Annotated in this window: 16 protein-coding genes; 4 read left to right on the forward strand and 12 right to left on the reverse strand. The window is 57.9% G+C overall.

What is annotated here, in order from left to right; translation table 11 throughout:
- Window positions 1-113 precede the first annotated feature (113 nt).
- The 6 genes from ID864_RS17710 to tssB all read right to left on the reverse strand — a co-directional run bounded on the left by ID864_RS17710 (window position 114) and on the right by tssB (window position 6,518).
- Window positions 114-605 (reverse strand): Hcp family type VI secretion system effector, encoded by a 492-nt coding sequence (locus tag ID864_RS17710; protein ID WP_099754210.1) that lies wholly within the window; start codon window positions 603-605, stop codon window positions 114-116.
- A 129-nt stretch (window positions 606-734) separates the two neighbouring features.
- On the reverse strand, window positions 735-2,429 hold the full coding sequence (locus ID864_RS17715; RefSeq protein WP_191150018.1) for an OmpA family protein: 1,695 nt from the start codon (window positions 2,427-2,429) through the stop codon (window positions 735-737).
- Window positions 2,426-3,100 carry a type VI secretion system protein TssL, short form gene (tssL, locus tag ID864_RS17720; protein WP_187499055.1) on the reverse strand — a complete coding sequence of 225 codons (675 nt, stop codon included), beginning with the start codon at window positions 3,098-3,100 and terminating at the stop codon, window positions 2,426-2,428. Before tssL ends, ID864_RS17715 begins: the two co-directional genes overlap by 4 nt.
- On the reverse strand, window positions 3,097-4,431 hold the full coding sequence (gene tssK / locus ID864_RS17725; protein WP_099754207.1) for a type VI secretion system baseplate subunit TssK: 1,335 nt from the start codon (window positions 4,429-4,431) through the stop codon (window positions 3,097-3,099). The genes tssL and tssK overlap by 4 nt, the downstream gene beginning before the upstream one ends.
- A gap of 12 nt (window positions 4,432-4,443) precedes the next feature.
- Window positions 4,444-5,991, reverse strand: a complete 1,548-nt coding sequence (tssC, locus tag ID864_RS17730) for a type VI secretion system contractile sheath large subunit (RefSeq protein ID WP_048916129.1) — start codon at window positions 5,989-5,991, stop codon at window positions 4,444-4,446.
- 29 nt (window positions 5,992-6,020) lie between these two features.
- The gene (gene tssB / locus ID864_RS17735) at window positions 6,021-6,518 is read right to left on the reverse strand and encodes a type VI secretion system contractile sheath small subunit (protein ID WP_048916130.1); all 498 of its coding nucleotides are present in this window, start codon (window positions 6,516-6,518) and stop codon (window positions 6,021-6,023) included.
- A 527-nt stretch (window positions 6,519-7,045) separates the two neighbouring features.
- Between tssB and ID864_RS17740 the strand changes: the two genes are divergently transcribed.
- On the forward strand, window positions 7,046-7,681 hold the full coding sequence (locus ID864_RS17740; RefSeq protein WP_048916131.1) for a carbonic anhydrase: 636 nt from the start codon (window positions 7,046-7,048) through the stop codon (window positions 7,679-7,681).
- A 115-nt stretch (window positions 7,682-7,796) separates the two neighbouring features.
- Here the strand turns inward: ID864_RS17740 and betA are convergent, their stop codons facing one another.
- The 3 genes from betA to betI are packed head-to-tail and all read right to left on the reverse strand — an operon-like array spanning window position 7,797 to window position 11,567.
- Complete coding sequence (gene betA, locus ID864_RS17745; protein ID WP_048916132.1) at window positions 7,797-9,443, reverse strand: choline dehydrogenase; 1,647 nt, start codon at window positions 9,441-9,443, stop codon at window positions 7,797-7,799.
- A 46-nt stretch (window positions 9,444-9,489) separates the two neighbouring features.
- On the reverse strand, window positions 9,490-10,956 hold the full coding sequence (gene betB, locus ID864_RS17750; protein WP_224750521.1) for a betaine-aldehyde dehydrogenase: 1,467 nt from the start codon (window positions 10,954-10,956) through the stop codon (window positions 9,490-9,492).
- 11 nt (window positions 10,957-10,967) lie between these two features.
- The gene (betI, locus tag ID864_RS17755; protein WP_048916133.1) at window positions 10,968-11,567 is read right to left on the reverse strand and encodes a transcriptional regulator BetI; all 600 of its coding nucleotides are present in this window, start codon (window positions 11,565-11,567) and stop codon (window positions 10,968-10,970) included.
- Window positions 11,568-12,125: 558 nt separating this feature from the next.
- Between betI and dtpA the strand changes: the two genes are divergently transcribed.
- Window positions 12,126-13,619, forward strand: coding sequence for a dipeptide/tripeptide permease DtpA (dtpA, locus tag ID864_RS17760; protein ID WP_191150019.1), 1,494 nt, complete (start codon window positions 12,126-12,128; stop codon window positions 13,617-13,619).
- A 45-nt stretch (window positions 13,620-13,664) separates the two neighbouring features.
- Here dtpA and ID864_RS17765 read toward each other — a convergent pair whose 3' ends face one another.
- Complete coding sequence (locus tag ID864_RS17765) at window positions 13,665-14,558, reverse strand: PNPOx family protein (RefSeq protein ID WP_048916135.1); 894 nt, start codon at window positions 14,556-14,558, stop codon at window positions 13,665-13,667.
- Between the two features lie 2 nt (window positions 14,559-14,560).
- A complete protein-coding gene (locus tag ID864_RS17770; RefSeq protein ID WP_191150020.1) occupies window positions 14,561-15,178 on the reverse strand; it encodes a glutathione S-transferase in 618 nt (205 codons plus the stop codon).
- Window positions 15,179-15,276: 98 nt separating this feature from the next.
- Here ID864_RS17770 and ID864_RS17775 point away from each other — a divergent pair, with 98 nt between their 5' ends.
- Window positions 15,277-16,179, forward strand: a complete 903-nt coding sequence (locus ID864_RS17775) for a LysR family transcriptional regulator (RefSeq protein ID WP_191150021.1) — start codon at window positions 15,277-15,279, stop codon at window positions 16,177-16,179.
- Window positions 16,180-16,279: 100 nt separating this feature from the next.
- On the forward strand, window positions 16,280-16,885 hold the full coding sequence (gstA, locus tag ID864_RS17780; RefSeq protein ID WP_048916138.1) for a glutathione transferase GstA: 606 nt from the start codon (window positions 16,280-16,282) through the stop codon (window positions 16,883-16,885).
- Window positions 16,886-16,923: 38 nt separating this feature from the next.
- Here the strand turns inward: gstA and pdxY are convergent, their stop codons facing one another.
- Entirely contained in the window at window positions 16,924-17,784 is an 861-nt protein-coding gene (gene pdxY / locus ID864_RS17785; RefSeq protein WP_133623527.1) for a pyridoxal kinase PdxY, read from the reverse strand.
- Between the last annotated feature and the right edge of the window lie 17 nt (window positions 17,785-17,801).

Below are 17,801 nucleotides of genomic sequence, written 5' to 3' on the forward strand. Positions count from 1 at the left end.
CCGAAGCGCATCAGGTCAAAAGGCAGCAGGTTGTCGGGTTGTTTGCTGAGCCGCCACGCGGGTAGCGGCTCAGCAAACAAAACGGCAGGCGGCGAACCGCCTGCCGTGAGTCATCAAGCGGTGGTGCGTTCATTCCATGAATCGGAATGAATGATGTTGCCGTCTTTGTAGGTCCAGGTGATTTTTTCGTAGCGCAGCTCAATCTCTTCCAGATGGTTGTGCTTCTCTTTGGACGGATCCTTGATGTCGTGCATTTTCGGCGCGACCTTCACCAGCTTGACGTTCTCAAGTTTGGTGTTGAAGTACTCCACTTCCTGACCGGCGTCGTTGATTTTGTACCACTTGAACTCGGCAGATTTCAGGGTCTGACCGGTGGTCACCGCCTTGTAGAGATACGGGCTGGAAGAGTCGATCTCCTTGGTGAACATGAACGGCGTGTGCACGCGGGTACCGGTCAGCTTGCCGGTGTTGTTATCGGTCGGGATGTACAGGTTATGTTCCTGTGCCACCACTTCGATGCTGCCTTCACGATCTTTCACATCCACGGAACCTTTGATGTCCGCACCGCCGTCGTCTTTCAGCCACAGATATACTGGTATTGCCATGTGTTACTTCTCCTTTTAATCCCGTCATAATTCGCGCTGCCTCTTTGTTGGCTGCCTTCGTTCACCCCGGTCACATAGTGAACTATGCTCCCGGGGATTCCCTCAGTTGCCGCCGCGATGCAACAGGAATTATTTAGGGCTTACTGTTGTGTCATCATCCTGTGATGACGTTCGGGTTGCTGCTGCCAGACAGGCATCCGCCTGCGGCACCAGACTGATTTCGACCCGGCGGTTTAACGCACGACCTTCCGGGGTATCGTTAGTCGCCATCGGGCGGCTTGCGCCAAAGCCCTGTACCGCAAAGCAGGTCGGCGAGACGTCGCTGGTTGAAAGCATCCAGTCGCGCAGCGCTTCAGCGCGCTTCAGCGACAGCTGCTGATTGGCCTGCGCATTGCCGGTGCTGTCGGTGTGGCCGGCGACCACTATCAGCCAGCCCGGCCGGGCCTTAATATCTACCAGCGCGTTAACCAGCATCTTTAGCGAGCCCGGTTTGAGCACCGATTTACCGGTGTCAAACAGCGACAGGCTGTCGAGGCGCACGGTTTTTGGCGCTTCCTTCACCACCGGAGGAGGGGGCGGCGGTGGCGGAATATACGAACCTATCGCATCCAGCAGCGGCAGGCGCAGATGCCCCCCCTGATACAGGCCTAAACCAAGCTGCAGAGGTGCGCCGTTGCGGGCATACTCATCCAGCTCGCGGGCATCGCGACGCAGTACATTGACCGCTGCCGCTTTCACGGCGTAATCATTCATGGCGATACGCGCGTAATGAGCAATATCAAAAGAGACCCGCTGAAGCAGCCGATGGTTATTCCAGGCGCTGCAGCACAGTGCGACAATTCCAACCGTCAACGCCAGCCATAGCGCACCACGCCAGGTGCGCTGGCGCGGCGTCAGGCCATGTCCTGCGGGCAGCAGTGGCAGAACAAACTCCGGCAGCATTGACGGCAGCGGAGACTCCGCAACCTCTGGCGCAAACCATCCTGCTACCTGTACCAGCGCCGTGTGCTGCTGCAGCCAGCGCGTCCAGAGAGAAGTGGCTAATGCCCCGTCAAGTGAAGCACTCAGCCCCCAGACCATGCCTGCGGGGGTGGCGGCAGGCATATCCGGGTGACTGTCGGTTAACACGCGAATCACTTCCTGCTGAAACCACTCCGTCAGGCTGTTGATCATCACCTGCTGCTGTAATGCGATGCCGCCGCCCGCGGCCAGCCAGCACTCAGGAGGGGTGGGTTTTGCGCTATCGGACCATACGCTGACGGGTTCACCGGCCAGCCGCACCTGCCAGAGAGACTCGCTGACCAGCGCACTGCCCACCTGAGCATTGAGTACCAGCGGCAGTGAATAGCCGGTTTCACGCCGCAGCTGGCCAATCTGCCAGCGCAGTGCCAGCAGGCGGCTGGCCAGCGTGTCACTGTCCTGATGCTGCTGAGGACAGACGCCGATCATCACCGACAGCTGATGTCCCCACTCCGGGCGCAGCGACAGCAGCTGGCGCGCTACCACGTCCAGCCCCTGATGATCGGCCACCCGCACCCAGCAGCCGTGCGGCACGGTCAGTACCGTCGATCCTTCCGGCCAGGCATGCGCGCTGTCGCCGCAGACCAGCACCACCGGCTGACGGTAAGCGACATCCGGCAGGTCATCCGCACATAGCCCGGCTTCAGGCCCGGCGGGACGGCGGGTAACGGCCATCACAACGGCCAGCAGCACCAGAGCGGCCAGCAGTATGAGCACGGTAGCTAAATGAGGCAGCGGCAGCAGCAGCACGGCGACCAGCAGGACAACCCACAGCGCCAGCGCGCGCTGTAACGCAGGGCTCACTGAACCACTCCCGGCAGCAGCGAAGCCACCAGGCTGCTCAACCAGTGATTCAGCCCCCACCAGACGGCGGCAAGTAACAGCACGGAGAAGCCGATTCGCAACGGCCAGCTGGATAGCCAGCCGCTGAAGCCCAATCCCGCGTTGTTTTCGGCCAGTACGGCCTGCGCCTGCGGCGCGCTAAAGGGTGAAACCTGCGCATTTAACGCGGCGACCAGCTTTTCCCGCTGCGGATCGTTGACTGAGCGATAGCCGCCGAGGAAGCCCAGCAACATCACCCGCTGGAAGCAGGTCACAACGAGCGGTTCCGGCGCTGGCTCGCGCAGCACCTCACGCATGCGCTCGCAGAGCATGTCACCGGCATCAACGGTGCCGAGGAAATGCCCCTGCAGAGGCAGGTGAAGCCACTGGACGTAAGCGTCATCCTGCTCGCCGCGCCCCTTAACCACTTCATCGATCAGCGCGCACTGGGCATAGAGAACATCCTTACTCTGTTGTGCATCGTAGCCCGCGTCTTTTAGCGCCTGCTGAACCTTCTCCACTTCTGCGACGCAGCGCTGCCATAACTGCTGACCTTCTCCATCCTTGATCTTTGCGCCGTGGCGCAGGCTGATCACCTGCAGCCAGCTGTTTTGCAGCAGCGCGTCAATATCACACTCGTTTTTCTGGCTCATGTTCTCAGCACCGCAAACAGTTCAAGTTCAGGTTCACCGAGCATGCCCGGCACGTAAAACATGCAGCTGCCGGATTCCAGCATCTCGCGGGCTGCCGGATGCGACAGGTCGAGGGCAAAATACTGATTTTCCAGCCGCAGCGGGATCGCGGCGGGTACGTGGCGTAGCGACTTCAGCGGTATCCCCTGCTGCGACGAATTCACCAGGCCCGTGACGTAATCCGGGCTGCCGACTTTGCACTGGCGCGGGAATTGCTCCTGCAGCTGTACCACCGGCAGCGGGGAGCGGACCGAAAGGTAGAAATCGGCATCTTCGCGCAGGCGCGGCTCCTGCAGACGAGCCAGCCACTGATGCAGACGCTTGTCGTGCTCAAGTGCTATCGACACCACGCGTGACGGCAGGCTGGCTTCCAGCAGATCGCTGAGCAGATCGAACAGCGCCGGGAATACATGGTTAAGTTCAGCATGCTGATACGCAGGGATCGCGCTGACCTGATGCTCCAGTGAGAAGGTCAGCAGGCTGCCAGCCAGACGGGCAAGCTCCGGATATAACCGCTCCGGCGCACTTTGCGGAAAACGCAGGAACTGGCCCAGTACCGGCTCCGCGCTGTTCAGCGCATTGAGCAGCCAGAACAACGACACATCCGCCACGGCAAAATCGGCCATGCGTTCGTTGCTCTCGCGCCGCATCGCCATCAGGCGGCTGAGGCGCGCGCGCAGCTGCGTCATCAGCTGTTCAAGCTGGGTCAGCAGCCACTGGCTGCTCTGCACGCTCAGCAACGGCGGCAGAAAAGTTTCATCCTGCGTCCAGCTACCCTGACTGTCCTGCCTGAGACGCGCCACCGGGCATACCAAGTAGTCGCCATTGTTCTGATGTGCAAAACGCAGCGTCAGCTCGGGTTTGATCACCGCAATCTGGCGCGTATCGTCGCCAAACTGGTTGCGGATGTCGCGCCAGCGCTGGCGATAGCGCACCGGGCGCTCGGCAATCTCGTCCGGCTGCAGGCAGTTGCCGCCGTTGGCCCTCAGCAGCGGCAGTGCCAGCACCACCACCACGTCCTGCCCTTCAGGCATCATCACCGGCGGCAGATCGTCACCGTTATTGGTGTCGATCAGCGTGCCGTCCTGAAAGCGCACGTGCAGATGACGCGCCTGCAAACGCCCCAGCTTCAGGGCATCCGCTTCGAACTCGGCACGGATCACGCCCCAGGGATGATTCAGCCCCATTTGTGCAATGCATTCCGTTGACCAGGCCGCATACGCGGCCTGCTGCTGGAAGTGCTGTGGCGAGACCATCACGCCCCGACCCCACAGCGGTTGTTCCGTTTTCATCCAGCCTCCGCCTTATGCTTTCGCTTTCGGCATCTGGGAAACCAGAGAGAGGTTGACGTCCATCCCTTCCACCTGGAAGTGCGGGACGGCGAACAGCCTGACGCGGAAGAAGCCCGGGTTGTCCTCGATATCTTCGACAATCACTTTGGCATCGCGCAGCGGGTGCGAAGCCTGCAGCTCGTCGCCCGGATCGGTCATTTCGGTGACCAGGCCGCGCACCCAGGTATTCAGCTCCAGCTCCAGCAGGCGGCGGTCCTTGGTGGTGCCGATATTTTCACGCTGGATAAGCTTCAGGTAGTGCGCAATGCGCGACAGCAGGAAGATGTAAGGCAGGCGCGAGTTGATGCGGCTATTCGCCGTTGCATCGGCGGTGTCGTACAGCGCTGGCTTCTGCGTCGAGTTGGCGGAGAAGAAGCACGAGTAATCGCGGTTTTTATAGTACGACAGCGGGATAAAGCCGAGGTTGGCGAACTCAAATTCGCGGGTCTCCGGGATCATCACCTCAGACGGGATCTTCACCTGGTTACCGGTGCCGAGGTCGTACAGGTGGATCGGCAGATCCTGCACCGCACCGCCGGCCTGCGGGCCGCGGATCTGCACGCACCAGCCGTTGTTGATAAAGCTTTTCACCATGTTGGCAGCGAAGGCAAACGAGGCGTTGGTCCACAGATATTTGTCGTGGTCCGGGCCTTTTACCTCTTCAATGTAGTTGAAGCTGCGCACCGGCACGGTATCCGGGCCGTACGGCAAGCGGCCGAGTACGCGCGGCATCACCAGGCCGATATAGCGCGAGTCGTCGGTTTCGCGGAATGACTTCCACTTGATGTACTCGGCGCGGTCGAAGTAGTTGCCGATATCTTTGATTGCCGCCACCTCTTCCATGTTGTCCTTCAGGAAGAACTGCGGGCCGGCGGAGCCGATAAACGGCATATGCGCCGAGGCCGCCACTTTGGAGATGTTGCGCAGCAGCGCCACGTCCTGCGCCGAGGCGTCGAACTCATAAGAGGAGATCAGCGCGCCAATCGGCTCGCCGCCCGGGGTGTCGTATTCGGCGATGTAGGTGTGCGCGTACAGGCCGCTCTGAATGATTTCCGGCGAGTCTTCGAAGTCCTGGCGCAGATCCTCTTTCGACAGGTCCAGCACTTCGATTTTCACGTTCTGGCGGAAGTCGGTTTTGTCCACCAGCGACTTCAGGCCGCGCCACAGGGATTCTACCTGCTGGAACGCATCGTGGTGCATCACCGCATCGAGCTGGCGGCTGATCTGCTCGTCCAGCTGCGCGATATGGTGGTCCAGCAGGGTTTTATCCAGCTTCTCCACTTTCGAACCGGACTGGTTCAGACACTCGACCAGCACCTTCATCGCCGCGGTCACGCGCTCGTCGACGCTGGCGTCGGACATCGCCTGGCTGTCCTGCCAGATATCCAGGTCGCTGAGGTGCGACACCGGGCTGAGGTTGATTTTTTCAAACAGTGAAGCGTAAACGCCGCCCGTAGCCGGGCGATCCAGCACGGTGCTTGCACCGGCAGAGGAGGTTTCATTTTGCACAGACATCAGCATTCTCTCTATATCGTTCCGTGAAGGGGGGATCAGGCTTTTTCAGGCGCCAGAGCGGACAGTTCGCTACGCAGCTCATCACTGAGTGCCGGGTTTTTCAGGATGGTTTCCAGCTCTTTGCGGAAGGTGACGTTATCCAGGAGGTTGGCTTTTAGGTCGCGCAGCAGGTTGCGCATTGCCAGCATGGCTTTAAGCTGAGGGATCTGGCGGGCGACCTGCTCCGGCGTGAAGTCCTTCATGTTGCTGAAGGTGAGTTTGACGTTCTCTTCGCTGCCGTCACCGGCCAGGGTGTTTTCAACCGAGATGTTTAACGATGGGGAGAACTCCGCCAGCACGCTGTCGAAGTTGTTTTTGTTAACGTTGACTTTCTCACGCTCGGACAGCACGCGCTGCTCCTGACCGTTGCTGAAATCGCCGGTGATCAGCAGCTTCAGCGGCAGCTCCATTTTCTTACTGGCATTACCCGTGTGCAGGTCAAGCTTGATATTTACACGCGCTTTAGGGATTTCATTCTGATAAGAGTTGCTCATATTAGTTCCTTTAAACATGCCGTGGAAAGCGCAGGTAAGCACACTTTCCATGTGTGAACAAAAGCGACTATATAGCACTCATCTGAGAAAGGGCAATATGCTAACCCTGTTTTTGTGATCTGATTTATATAGGAATTTTCTTGTTATTTTAGTTAAGTCACTGATTGAAATCGTGAATGACAATTCGGAGCATTCCTAATGAAAACTCAGAAAAACATGAAAAAAGCTTATACCCCCCTTTTTACCCCACCTCAAAATGATTCGTTTATATTAACTGTTCCAATAAAAAACTGTTAGATACCTCACTAACCCCTCGGCCGTATTTCTACCGCTGGAAATGGATGAAAAATCTGTAGGATACCTGCCGCGTGACGTCAGCAGATCCAGGATTACACTTAGGCCGTCTGATGCTAAAATGGATGTCGGGCTAACAGCCCGGTATACCTTGCTTTAGACCTGTCTTTTATCCTCATTATGCGACCGGCTTCACCTGCTATCCGGCCATGATCCAGAATAGAGAGTTCGCTATGCAGCACATCATTGAAGGTTTTTTAAACTTCCAGAAAGAGGTTTTCCCGCAGCAGAAAGAGTTATTTCGCACTCTTGCCTCCAGCCAGAATCCCAAAGCGTTGTTTATTTCCTGCTCCGATAGCCGTCTGGTACCGGAACTGGTCACTCAGCAGGACCCAGGACAGCTCTTCGTGATCCGTAATGCCGGAAATATCGTTCCGTCATTTGGCCCAGAGCCAGGCGGGGTTTCCGCGACTATTGAGTACGCGGTCGTTGCACTGGGCGTAACGGATATTGTGATCTGTGGCCACTCTAACTGCGGCGCCATGAAGGCTATCGCTTCCTGCCAGTGTCTGGACCCGATGCCTGCGGTCGCGCACTGGTTGCGATACGCTGATGCAGCAAAAGCGGTGGTTGAGAAAAAGAGTTACAGCAGCGAAGAAGAAAAATTGAATGCCATGGTGCAGGAGAACGTGATTGCGCAGCTGAACAATATGAAAACGCACCCTTCCGTGGCGGTGGGCCTGCGTAATAATGCACTGCGCCTGCATGGCTGGGTGTATGACATTGAGAGCGGTGTGATCCGCGCGCTGGATAAAGACAGCAAGAAGTTTGTGTTGTTGTCGGAAAACCCGGGCGTCTGTTTCGAGTAAGCGCGAACAGGGCCGATCGGCCCTGTAGACGTAGGGGCGGACCGCTTTTCTGGTCCGCCCTTTTTTTACGATTGCGCGGGCCGATCGAAAAAGATGATCGGCCCCGACATCAAGGCTAGCGGGTCAGCTTATAATACTCCGCCGTTGACAGCGGCAGTGGTGCTTTGCCGCGAATGGCATCGGAGATTTTCTCGGCAATCATCACCGTCGGCGCATTCAGGTTGCCGGTGGTAATCTGCGGCATAATTGACGCATCCACCACGCGCAGCTGGTTCATACCGTGTACGCGCCCTTCTGCATCCACCACCGCCATCTCGTCGTTACCCATCGCGCAACTTCCGCAAGGGTGGTAGGCCGTTTCCGCATGTTCGCGGATAAAGGCATCAATTTCTTCGTCGCTCTGCACGTTAATACCCGGCTGTAACTCTTCACCGCAGTATTCTGCCAGTGCCGGCTGGCGCATGATTTCCCGCGTCAGGCGAACCGCATTGCGGAACTCCACCCAGTCGCGCTCTTCGGACATATAGTTGAAGAAGATCGACGGTGCGGCATAGGGGTGCTTAGAGGTCAGCTTGATGCGACCACGGCTCATGGAGCGCATTGGGCCGACGTGCGCCTGGAAACCGTGCTGCTTCACCGGGCTGCTGCCGTTGTAATTGATCGCCACCGGCAGGAAGTGATACTGCAGATCCGGCCAGTCAGGCTGGTCATCGCTGCGGATAAATCCGCCCGCTTCAAACTGGTTGCTGGCGCCGGTGCCGGTGCCGTTAAACAGCCACTCTGCGCCGATAGCCGGCTGGTTCCACCACTGCAGCGCCGGATAGAGGCTGACCGGCTTTTTGCAGCTGTACTGCATATAGACTTCCAGGTGGTCCTGCAGGTTGCGACCTACGCCCGGCAGGGCATGCACCACATCAATATCCAGCTCGCGCAGCCACTCTTCCGGGCCAACGCCGGAGCGCTGCAGGATCTGCGGTGAGTTAATTGCCCCGGCGCACAGCAGCACTTCACGCGCCGCTTCGGCCTGTTCCTGTTTACCGTTACGCAACCAGGTGACGCCAGTGGCGGTTTTACCACTAAACAGAATGCGGTCGGTCTGTGCATGGGTAATGATGGTCAGGTTCGGGCGCTGTTTCGCGACATCGAGGTAGCCGCGCGCGGTGCTGGAGCGGCGGCCCTGCGGCGTGACGGTACGATCCATCGGGCCAAAGCCGTCCTGGCGGTAGCCGTTAAGGTCATCGGTCTCAGCATGCCCTGCCTGCTGCGCGGCATCAATAAAGGCGCGGAACAGCGGGTTATTGCCCTTTTTCGGCGTGGTGACGCTGAGGTAGCCTTCACCACCGTGCCAGTCATTTTCACCAATGTCGCGCTTCTCAGCACGGCGGAAATAGGGCAGACAGTTGAGATAGGACCAGTTTTCCAGCCCGGGCTTGCTCGCCCAGTTGTCATAGTCCATCGCATTGCCGCGAATGTAGCACATGCCGTTGATCAGCGATGAGCCGCCCAGGCCTTTGCCGCGGCCACACTCCATGCGGCGGTTGCCCATATGCGGCTCGGGATCGGTCTCGAACGCCCAGTTATAGCGTTTACCCTGCAGCGGGTAAGCCAAAGCGGCTGGCATTTGGGTACGGAAGTCCCAGCGGTGGTCTTTGCCGCCTGCTTCCAGTAACAGTACCGATACGTCAGCATCCTCAGTCAGTCGCGTTGCCAGCACGTTGCCCGCTGAACCTGCACCAATAATGATATAGTCAAATTTCTGCATTAAACCTCCGGTAAGAGTGCCGCGACGCGTACGCCGCGGCGAAAAATCAGAATGCGGATGGATAGTCGCCCATCTCAATCAGAATCGATTTAGTACGCGTGTAGTGGTGCAGCGTTTCCAGGCCGTTCTCACGCCCAACGCCCGACTGCTTGTAACCCCCCACCGGCATCGGCGCAGGTGATTCACCCCAGCTGTTTACCCAGCAGATGCCGGCTTCCAGCTGGTGGATCACGCGGTGTGCCCGGTTCAGTGAGGTGGTGAACACCCCTGCGGCCAGACCGTACTCGGTATTGTTGGCGCGGGCGATAACTTCGTCTTCGCTGTCGAAGGCGAGAATGCTCATCACCGGCCCGAAGATCTCTTCACGCACAATACGCATCTCATCGCTACAGTCGGTAAACACCGTTGGCTGCACGTAGCACCCTTTCGCCAGTGGGCCTTCGCTGATACGCGAGCCGCCCGCCAGCAGGCGTGCACCCTCTTGCTTGCCAATCTCGAGGTAGGAGACCACTTTCTGGCAGTGCTCTTCGCTGACCAGTGGACCGAAGTTCACCGCCGGATCGGTTGGATCGCCGCAGTGAATTCCGGCCATTTTCTCTTTGAGGCGCTGCTCGAACGCTGGCAGCAGTGAACGCTGCACGAAAACGCGGGTGCCGTTAGTGCACACCTGGCCGCTGCTGTAGAAGTTGGCCATCATCGCACCGTCGACGGCACGTTCCAGATCGGCATCTTCAAACACCACCAGCGGTGACTTGCCGCCCAGCTCCATAGTGACGGATTTCAGGTTGGCTAAGGCCGCATCCGCCATCACGCGCTTGCCGGTATTGACTTCCCCGGTGAAAGAGACTTTGGCGATCTGCGGATGCTGGCTCAGACCCTGACCGACGGTTCCCGCGCCCTGCACCACGTTGAACACGCCATCCGGCAGACCGGCTTCGGTGAAGATTTTTGCCAGTTCCAGTGCGCTCAGCGGGGTCACTTCGCTGGGTTTGAATACCATTGCGTTACCGGTGGCGAGCGCCGGGGCGCTTTTCCACATGGCAATTTGAATCGGGTAGTTCCACGCGCCGATACCGGCGCAGACGCCGAGGGGTTCGCGGCGGGTGTAAACCAGTGCAGTGTCACGCAGCGGGATTGACTGGCCTTCAACGGCCACCGCCAGCCCGGCGTAATACTCCAGCACGTCTGCCCCGGTAACGATGTCGACCGCGGCCGTTTCGCTGATTGGCTTGCCGGTATCGGCGGTTTCCAGCTCGGCCAGCGACTGATTGCGCTCGCGCAGGATTTCAACCGCTTTCAGCAGCACGCGGCTGCGTTCCACCGGAGTGTAGCTGCGCCAGATTTTTTGCCCGGCGTGCGCAGAGGCAACGGCAGCATCGATATCCTGCTGGCTGGCGCCTGAAATTTCTGCCAGCACTTCACCGTTGGCAGGATTGATGGTGGTGAATGTTTCGCCCGTTCCGGACACTTCGCGTCCGTTGATGTATAAACCACGGCGTTGCAACTCGGCCATGTCTCCTCCTTTTAAGGGGTGGGTGCGCTGGTTAACCACAGCGCTAAATTTTGATAGCAGAGTGAACGAGCCTGCTCCAGGCCCTGTTCCATCGGCTGAGAAGTCAGCGTCATCCGTAACCATGTACCGTCAATAAGTGCGGCCATGCTGGCTCCGGCGGCACGCGCCTGCTCTTTCGGCAGCACGCGACTGAAATGTGCCGTCAGGTTGGAATAAAGACGGCGGTCGTTAATGCGTTGCAGACGATGCAGATTGGGCTGATGTAAACTGTTAGTCCAGAACACCAGCCAGGTTTTCAGCACCGGTGAGGTGATATCTGCTACGTCAAAATTGCCGTTGATGATAGCCGTAATTTGCGCCTGAGGGTCCGCCTGTGCATCAGCCCGGTGGCGCTCCAGCGCCTTGTACAGGTCTGACATTATCTGGCGCATACAGGCATATAACAGACCGTTTTTGTCACCAAAGTAGTGGCTGACAATGCCGGTTGATACCCCAGCCTCTTTCGCTATTAGCGCCAGGCTGGCATCTGCCAGCCCAACCCGGTCTATCACTGTCAGAGTGGCATTAATTAACTGCGCCTGACGGATCGCCTTCATTCCTATTTTTGGCATCGGCTTCATCGGTTTTGGCTATTGAATGAGAGTAATTGTAGACGTTTTATATTGAACGTTCAATCAATAAAAACCTTTAATGTGGTTGAGGCGTTTTTTTAGATCAAAAATTATCGCTATTTTTGTGACCTACATCACTCAAAGTGGGTTTAGCATGAATTCCGCCTGCTTGATCTTGCTAGCACTATGAATAACCACTGTTTTTAGATCTTCAGTTAGCATAAATACCCATCGATAAACCTTTGTGTAGCAGATGTCGCCATACACGAAGGCGCTAGCGAAATTATCTGCACAATGAACAAATTTCACGCCACCCACCCTCACTTAGGTTGGTTACTTGTTGTAAAACAGCATATTTAACTATTGAATAACAAAAACCACTCAGTTATCGCTATAAAAATGCGCGATGACGGTGATGAAAAAAAACTTGCCTCTGTGGGTTCGATCGGCGAAATTATCCGGCGTTTTTCAACTTCTATAACTATAAGACGAGCGTACGTCCCGCGTTGCGTCGACTTAATTCCTGCCACAAAACAGGTCAAGAATTCAGAGGTACAAGTGTCAACTGCAAACAAACAACCCGAGGCACCAAGCCTCAACGCTTTCAAACAACCTAAAGCGTTTTATCTGATCTTCTCTATCGAATTATGGGAACGTTTCGGCTATTACGGACTACAGGGGATCATGGCGGTCTACCTGGTGAAACAGCTGGGCATGTCCGAAGCACAGTCGATCACCCTGTTCGCTTCCTTCAGTGCGCTGGTCTATGGCCTGGTGGCCGTGGGCGGCTGGCTGGGAGATAAAGTGCTGGGGACCAAGCGCGTTATCGTACTGGGTACGCTGGTACTGGCGCTGGGCTATGCGCTGGTCGCGTGGTCGGGCCATGACGAGGCGATGGTGTACATCGGGATGGCGACTATCGCCGTCGGTAACGGCCTGTTTAAAGCTAACCCCTCTTCACTGCTCTCGACCTGCTACGAAAAAGATGACCCGCGTCTCGATGGCGCGTTCACCATGTACTATATGGCGATCAACATCGGTTCCTTCTTCTCTATGCTGGCCACTCCGTGGCTGGCCGATAAATATGGCTGGAGCACCGCCTTCGCGCTGTCATTTGTCGGGATGCTGATCACCCTGGTGAACTTTATGTTCTTCCGTAAGTGGGTGAAAAACTACGGCTCCAAAGCAGACTTTGCCCCGCTGAACGTCGGTAAACTGCTGGCGACGCTGGTCGGTATTGCCGTAATGATCGCCGTGGCGACCTGGCTGCTGCACAACCAGGAGATTGCCCGCCTGGTGCTGGCGGTGATTGCGGTTGGTATCGTACTGGTGTTCGCTAAAGAGGCCTTTGCTCTGCAGGGTGCCGCGCGCCGTAAGATGATTGTTGCTTTCTTACTGATGGTGCAGGCGATTGTCTTCTTCGTGTTGTATATGCAGATGCCAACCTCGCTGAACTTCTTTGCGATTCGCAACGTTGAGCACAGCATTCTGGGTATCACTTTCCAGCCGGAGCAGTTCCAGGCGCTTAACCCGTTCTGGATTATGATTTTCAGCCCGCTGCTGGCCGCAATCTATAACAAGATGGGTGACCGCCTGCCGATGCCGCACAAGTTTGCGCTTGGCATGGTGCTCTGTTCTGCCGCCTTCCTGGTGCTGCCGCTGGGGGCGTCATTTGCTAGCCAGCTCGGTATCGTGTCGGTTAACTGGCTGATCCTCAGCTATGCCCTGCAGAGCGTGGGCGAGCTGATGATTTCAGGTCTCGGCCTGGCGATGGTGGCACAGCTGGTGCCGCAGCGCCTGATGGGCTTCATCATGGGCTCGTGGTTCCTGACTACCGCTGGCGCAGCGATGGTGGCCGGTAAAGTGGCGAACCTGATGGCGGTACCGGAAAATATTACCGATCCGCTGCTATCGCTGCACGTGTACGGCGATGTGTTCCTGAAGATTGGGATCACTACCGGCGTGATTGCCGTACTGATGATTCTGGTTGCTCCGCTGCTGAATCGTATGACGCAGGATGAACAGCCGGTTCCTGAGAAAGTCAAAGCCTGACGGCTGACGCGGTAATGATCGGGGCGGCAGCAATGTCGCCCTTTTTTATTGCTCGTCGCCCGCTGCAAGCGAAGAATCCGCATACTCCACGCTCAACCCTGCCGCGGGCAGCAGCTGACGCAGGCGCAGGATGCGCTGCGGTGCCAGCGTCCAGAAGCGTTCTACCCGCCCCTCTCCCGGCCGCTGCCACAACACTTCCGCCCGCCCCTGAATATGCAGCGCCGCTCCCTGCTGAAAGTCCATAACCAGTAGCGCCACGCGCGGCTCCAGCAGTATGTTACCCAGCGTATTCATATAGCGATTGCCGCTGTAGTCCGGGATCAGCAGCTTACCTCCGCTGAGGGTTATGAATCCCGGCACTCCTCCACGATGGGAAATATCCGCGCCGCCCACCCCTCCTGCGCGCCTGGCGTGGCTGGCGACAAAAAAGGTGTCGGCAGCGGCGATCAGATAGCGTGCATCGGCATCCAGCGCGGCAAGAGGCTCCACCCCTGGCTGACGCCTGCTGTCAGGGGGTGGCAGCACCCGTCGCTGAATATACTGCGGGCAGTTACCAAAGCTCTCCTGCACGCGAATGCGCATGCTGTGCTGGTCAATACGCTCAACCACCCCGTTGACGCGATTTCGCCGCCGGTTAGACAGGTCGATGCCCAGCCCGCCAAACGGCATGCCGGGCTGGATAGCGGGCAGATACGGCAAGTTATGCAGCGCGCTGCGCGAAATATCCAGATGCTGTTCATCCGGGGTGGCAATAAACCCCTGCGCCCCCTGAATCAGCGCGGCAACCGGATAACCGTCAGCACCCGCAAAGGTGAGGTAAAAGGTCTGCAGCCCCTGATAAAACAGGCGATGTTGCTCCGGCATCGTCGGGTAGATCGCCGCTTTCACCCGCTGATACCCGGCCTTTTCCTGCGCCTGCTGCTCCCCCCGATGGAACATATTCACTCCTCCGCCGGCAGCGGCAGTGCCGGGAGTGCGACAAAGCCCGGCAGCGCCTCAATACGCTGAAGCCAGCGCTGGATTGCGGGATAGTGACGCAGCGAAATGCCCCCTTCTGGCGCACGGGCGACATAGGCATAGCAGGCAAGATCGGCAATGGTTGCACGCTCGGCGACCAGCCATTGCCTGCTGCTCAGGTGCGCTTCCAGCTGGGGTAAGAATTTTGCCGCCACCGCCCGCGCTGAGTCGTAGTTTTCCGCCACGCCAAACTGCTTAATCAGGCGAGCCGACGCCACGCCGTAGCGGATCTCGCCAGCCGCTTTTGCCAGCCACTGATGCACCGCCACCTCCTGCGACAACTCCTGCGGCAGCCAGCCGCTTGCGGGGGCATAGCGTTTTACCAGCCAGATCATAATGGCATTACTGTCGGTAATCACCGTCTCACCCTCCACCAGCACCGGGATCTGGCCCAGCGGGTTAAGCGCGAGGAACTGCGCGCTTTGCCTGTAGCCAGCATCGGCTTCTACCCAGTCCGCAGAGAGGTTCAGCATACTCAGCAGCAGTTTGACGCGATGAACGTGCCCGGATAGCTCGGTGCCATATAAAGTTAAGCCTGTCATTGTCATCTCCTCGGTTTGAATTGATTAAGCTTACTCTTGCTGAAATCGGCGTAAACGGGCAAAAATAACAATTCATAATTACAAAAAGTGGAACAGTGATGGATAAACTGGACGAGCTGGCGGTGTTTGTTGCCGTGGTGCAGCAGGGCAGCCTGGCCGCCGCCGCACGCAAATTACAGCGCTCTGCTCCGGCGATTACGCGCACGCTGGCGGCGCTGGAGAGCCGTTTTGCCCTCAGCCTGATAGAACGCTCCACCCGGCGTCTGTCGCCGACTCCAGCCGGGATAGCCCTGTATGAGCGTGCAACCGTGCTGCTGGAGGATTATCAGCAGGTCTTAGAAAGCACCACCCGCAATCAGCTGAGCGGTAAGCTGCGTTTAACCGCGCCCGTGATGTTTGGCCGTAAGCATATTGCGCCGCTGCTGCTGGATTTTATGGCGATCTATCCCGATATCCAGATTGAGCTGATGCTGAGTGACAGTTACCAGGACCTGATTGAGCAGGGGCTGGATATGGCCGTCAGAATTGGACAGCTGCGCGACTCCTCGCTGGTGGCGACTGAGGTCGGCCACGTGCAGCGCGTGCTGGTCGCCAGCCCGCACTATATTGCGACCCGCGGTGCGCCTGAAATACCCGGACAGCTGGCAGATCACCCGCTTATTGCAGGGACGATCCCTGCTCAGCAAAGAGAGTGGCGTTTTCGCGCCGAGGCCCAGCAGGAACGCGTGCGCATCACCCCCAGGGTGACGGTCAACGACGTGGAAACCCAGCTTGTCGCTTGCCGCGCAGGTAAAGGCATTGCGCGTCTGTTCTCCTACCAGGTTTATGACGACCTGCAAACGGGTGTACTGAGCGAGGTGCTGGCGCAATATCGCCCGCCGGCGGTTCCGGTCCAGCTGGTGGCGCAAAATGTGAAATATATGCCGGCGCGGGTGCGCGCATTCTGGGATCTGGCCCGCACCAGGCTGCCGGAGATTGAGAGCTTGCGCTGGGTTAAATAATCAGCAATTAATTTGCCTGGCCACTCAAGGTTGTGCTGGCTTTTTGACCAGCCAGGGTTAAGCTGAAGGGATCTGCGCCACTGACGATAAGGAGCAAGTGATGAAACTGTACTGCAAATCCGGAGCCTGTTCGCTGTCACCTCACATTGTACTGCGGGAAACCGGGCTGGATTTTACGCTGGTGAATGTCGATCTGAAGGCTAAAACCACCGAGCAGGGGGAAGATTACCTGCTGATCAACCCGAAGGGTCAGGTCCCGGCGCTGGAGCTGAATGACGGGTCGGTACTGACCGAGGGCGTGGCGATTGTGCAGTATCTGGCGGACCTGAAATCCGACCGCCAGCTGCTGGCACCGGCAGGCAGCCTGACCCGTTACCACACGCTGGAGTGGCTCAACTTTATCGCGACCGAGCTACATAAAGGCTTCAGCCCGCTGTTTCGCCCCACCACGCCTGAAGAGGTAAAAACCCTGGCGCGGGAACAGCTGTTGCAGAAGTTCCAGTACGTGAATAATGAGCTGAAGGAGAAGCAGTGGCTGTTGGGGCTGCGTTTCACCGTCGCCGATGCCTATCTGTTTACCGTGACGCGCTGGGCTCATGCCATCAAGCTGGATCTGAGCGGGTTATCTGCACTTAACGAGTGGTTTGAACGGGTTGCGGCGCGGCCTGCGGTGGCGGCGGCCCTGAAAGCGGAAGGCTTGAATTAACAAAACGGGCAGGCGCATTTCTGCCCTGCCCGTTTCTCTTAGAGTTTTACCGCGGCAAAGTGCTGCTGCGGTTCGGCAATCGCCTGCTGCGCCGCAACCAGCTGCAGTTCATACTCGCCCATCTGATGCGTTTTCAGCATCACCTCATACACCGCTGCCGTCACGTGCTCCAGCGCCTGCTGGAGAGACAGGCCGTGCAGCAGATCGACCAGCAGCAGCCCGCTGGTGAGGTCGCCCACGCCAACCGGCTGGCGCACGCCGAAATCGATCAGCGGGCGGGCAATGTGCCAGGCTTCATCGACCGTCACCAGCAGCATTTCAAAGCGATCGCTGCGATAGCCGGCTCGCGCCAGATGCTTAATTAGCACGACTTTTGGCCCACGGGCAATGAGTTCGCGTGCAGCTGCTACCGCTTCTGCCACGTCCGCCACCTGACGGCCGCTGAGCATTTCCAGCTCCAGCAGGTTTGGCGCAATGATGTCGCTGGCTGGCAGTGAGGCATGAGTATGAAACTCCGCCACGCCCGGCGCCACAATACAGCCTTTCTCCGGATGCCCCATCACCGGGTCACAGAAATACCAGGCGTCCGGATTGGCGGCTTTCACCATGCGCACGATCTCAAGGATAGCTTCGCCCTGCTCGGCAGAGCCAAGATAGCCGCTAAGCACGGCATTGCAGGTTTTCAGGCGGTCAATATCGCCAATCCCGCGCGCGATGTCCGTCAGGTGGCTGGCCGGCATCACGGAACCGGTCCAGTGGCCGTACTGAGTATGGTTGGAGAACTGTACGGTATTCAGCGGCCAAACGTTTGCGCCAAGGCGACGCATGGGGAATTCTGCTGCGCTGTTACCCGCATGACCAAAGACCGTATGAGACTGGATGGAGAGAATGTTTTTCATCGCGCTAACCTGACCTT

This window comes from Erwinia aphidicola (assembly GCF_014773485.1).
Taxonomy (GTDB): Bacteria; Pseudomonadota; Gammaproteobacteria; order Enterobacterales; family Enterobacteriaceae; genus Erwinia; species Erwinia aphidicola.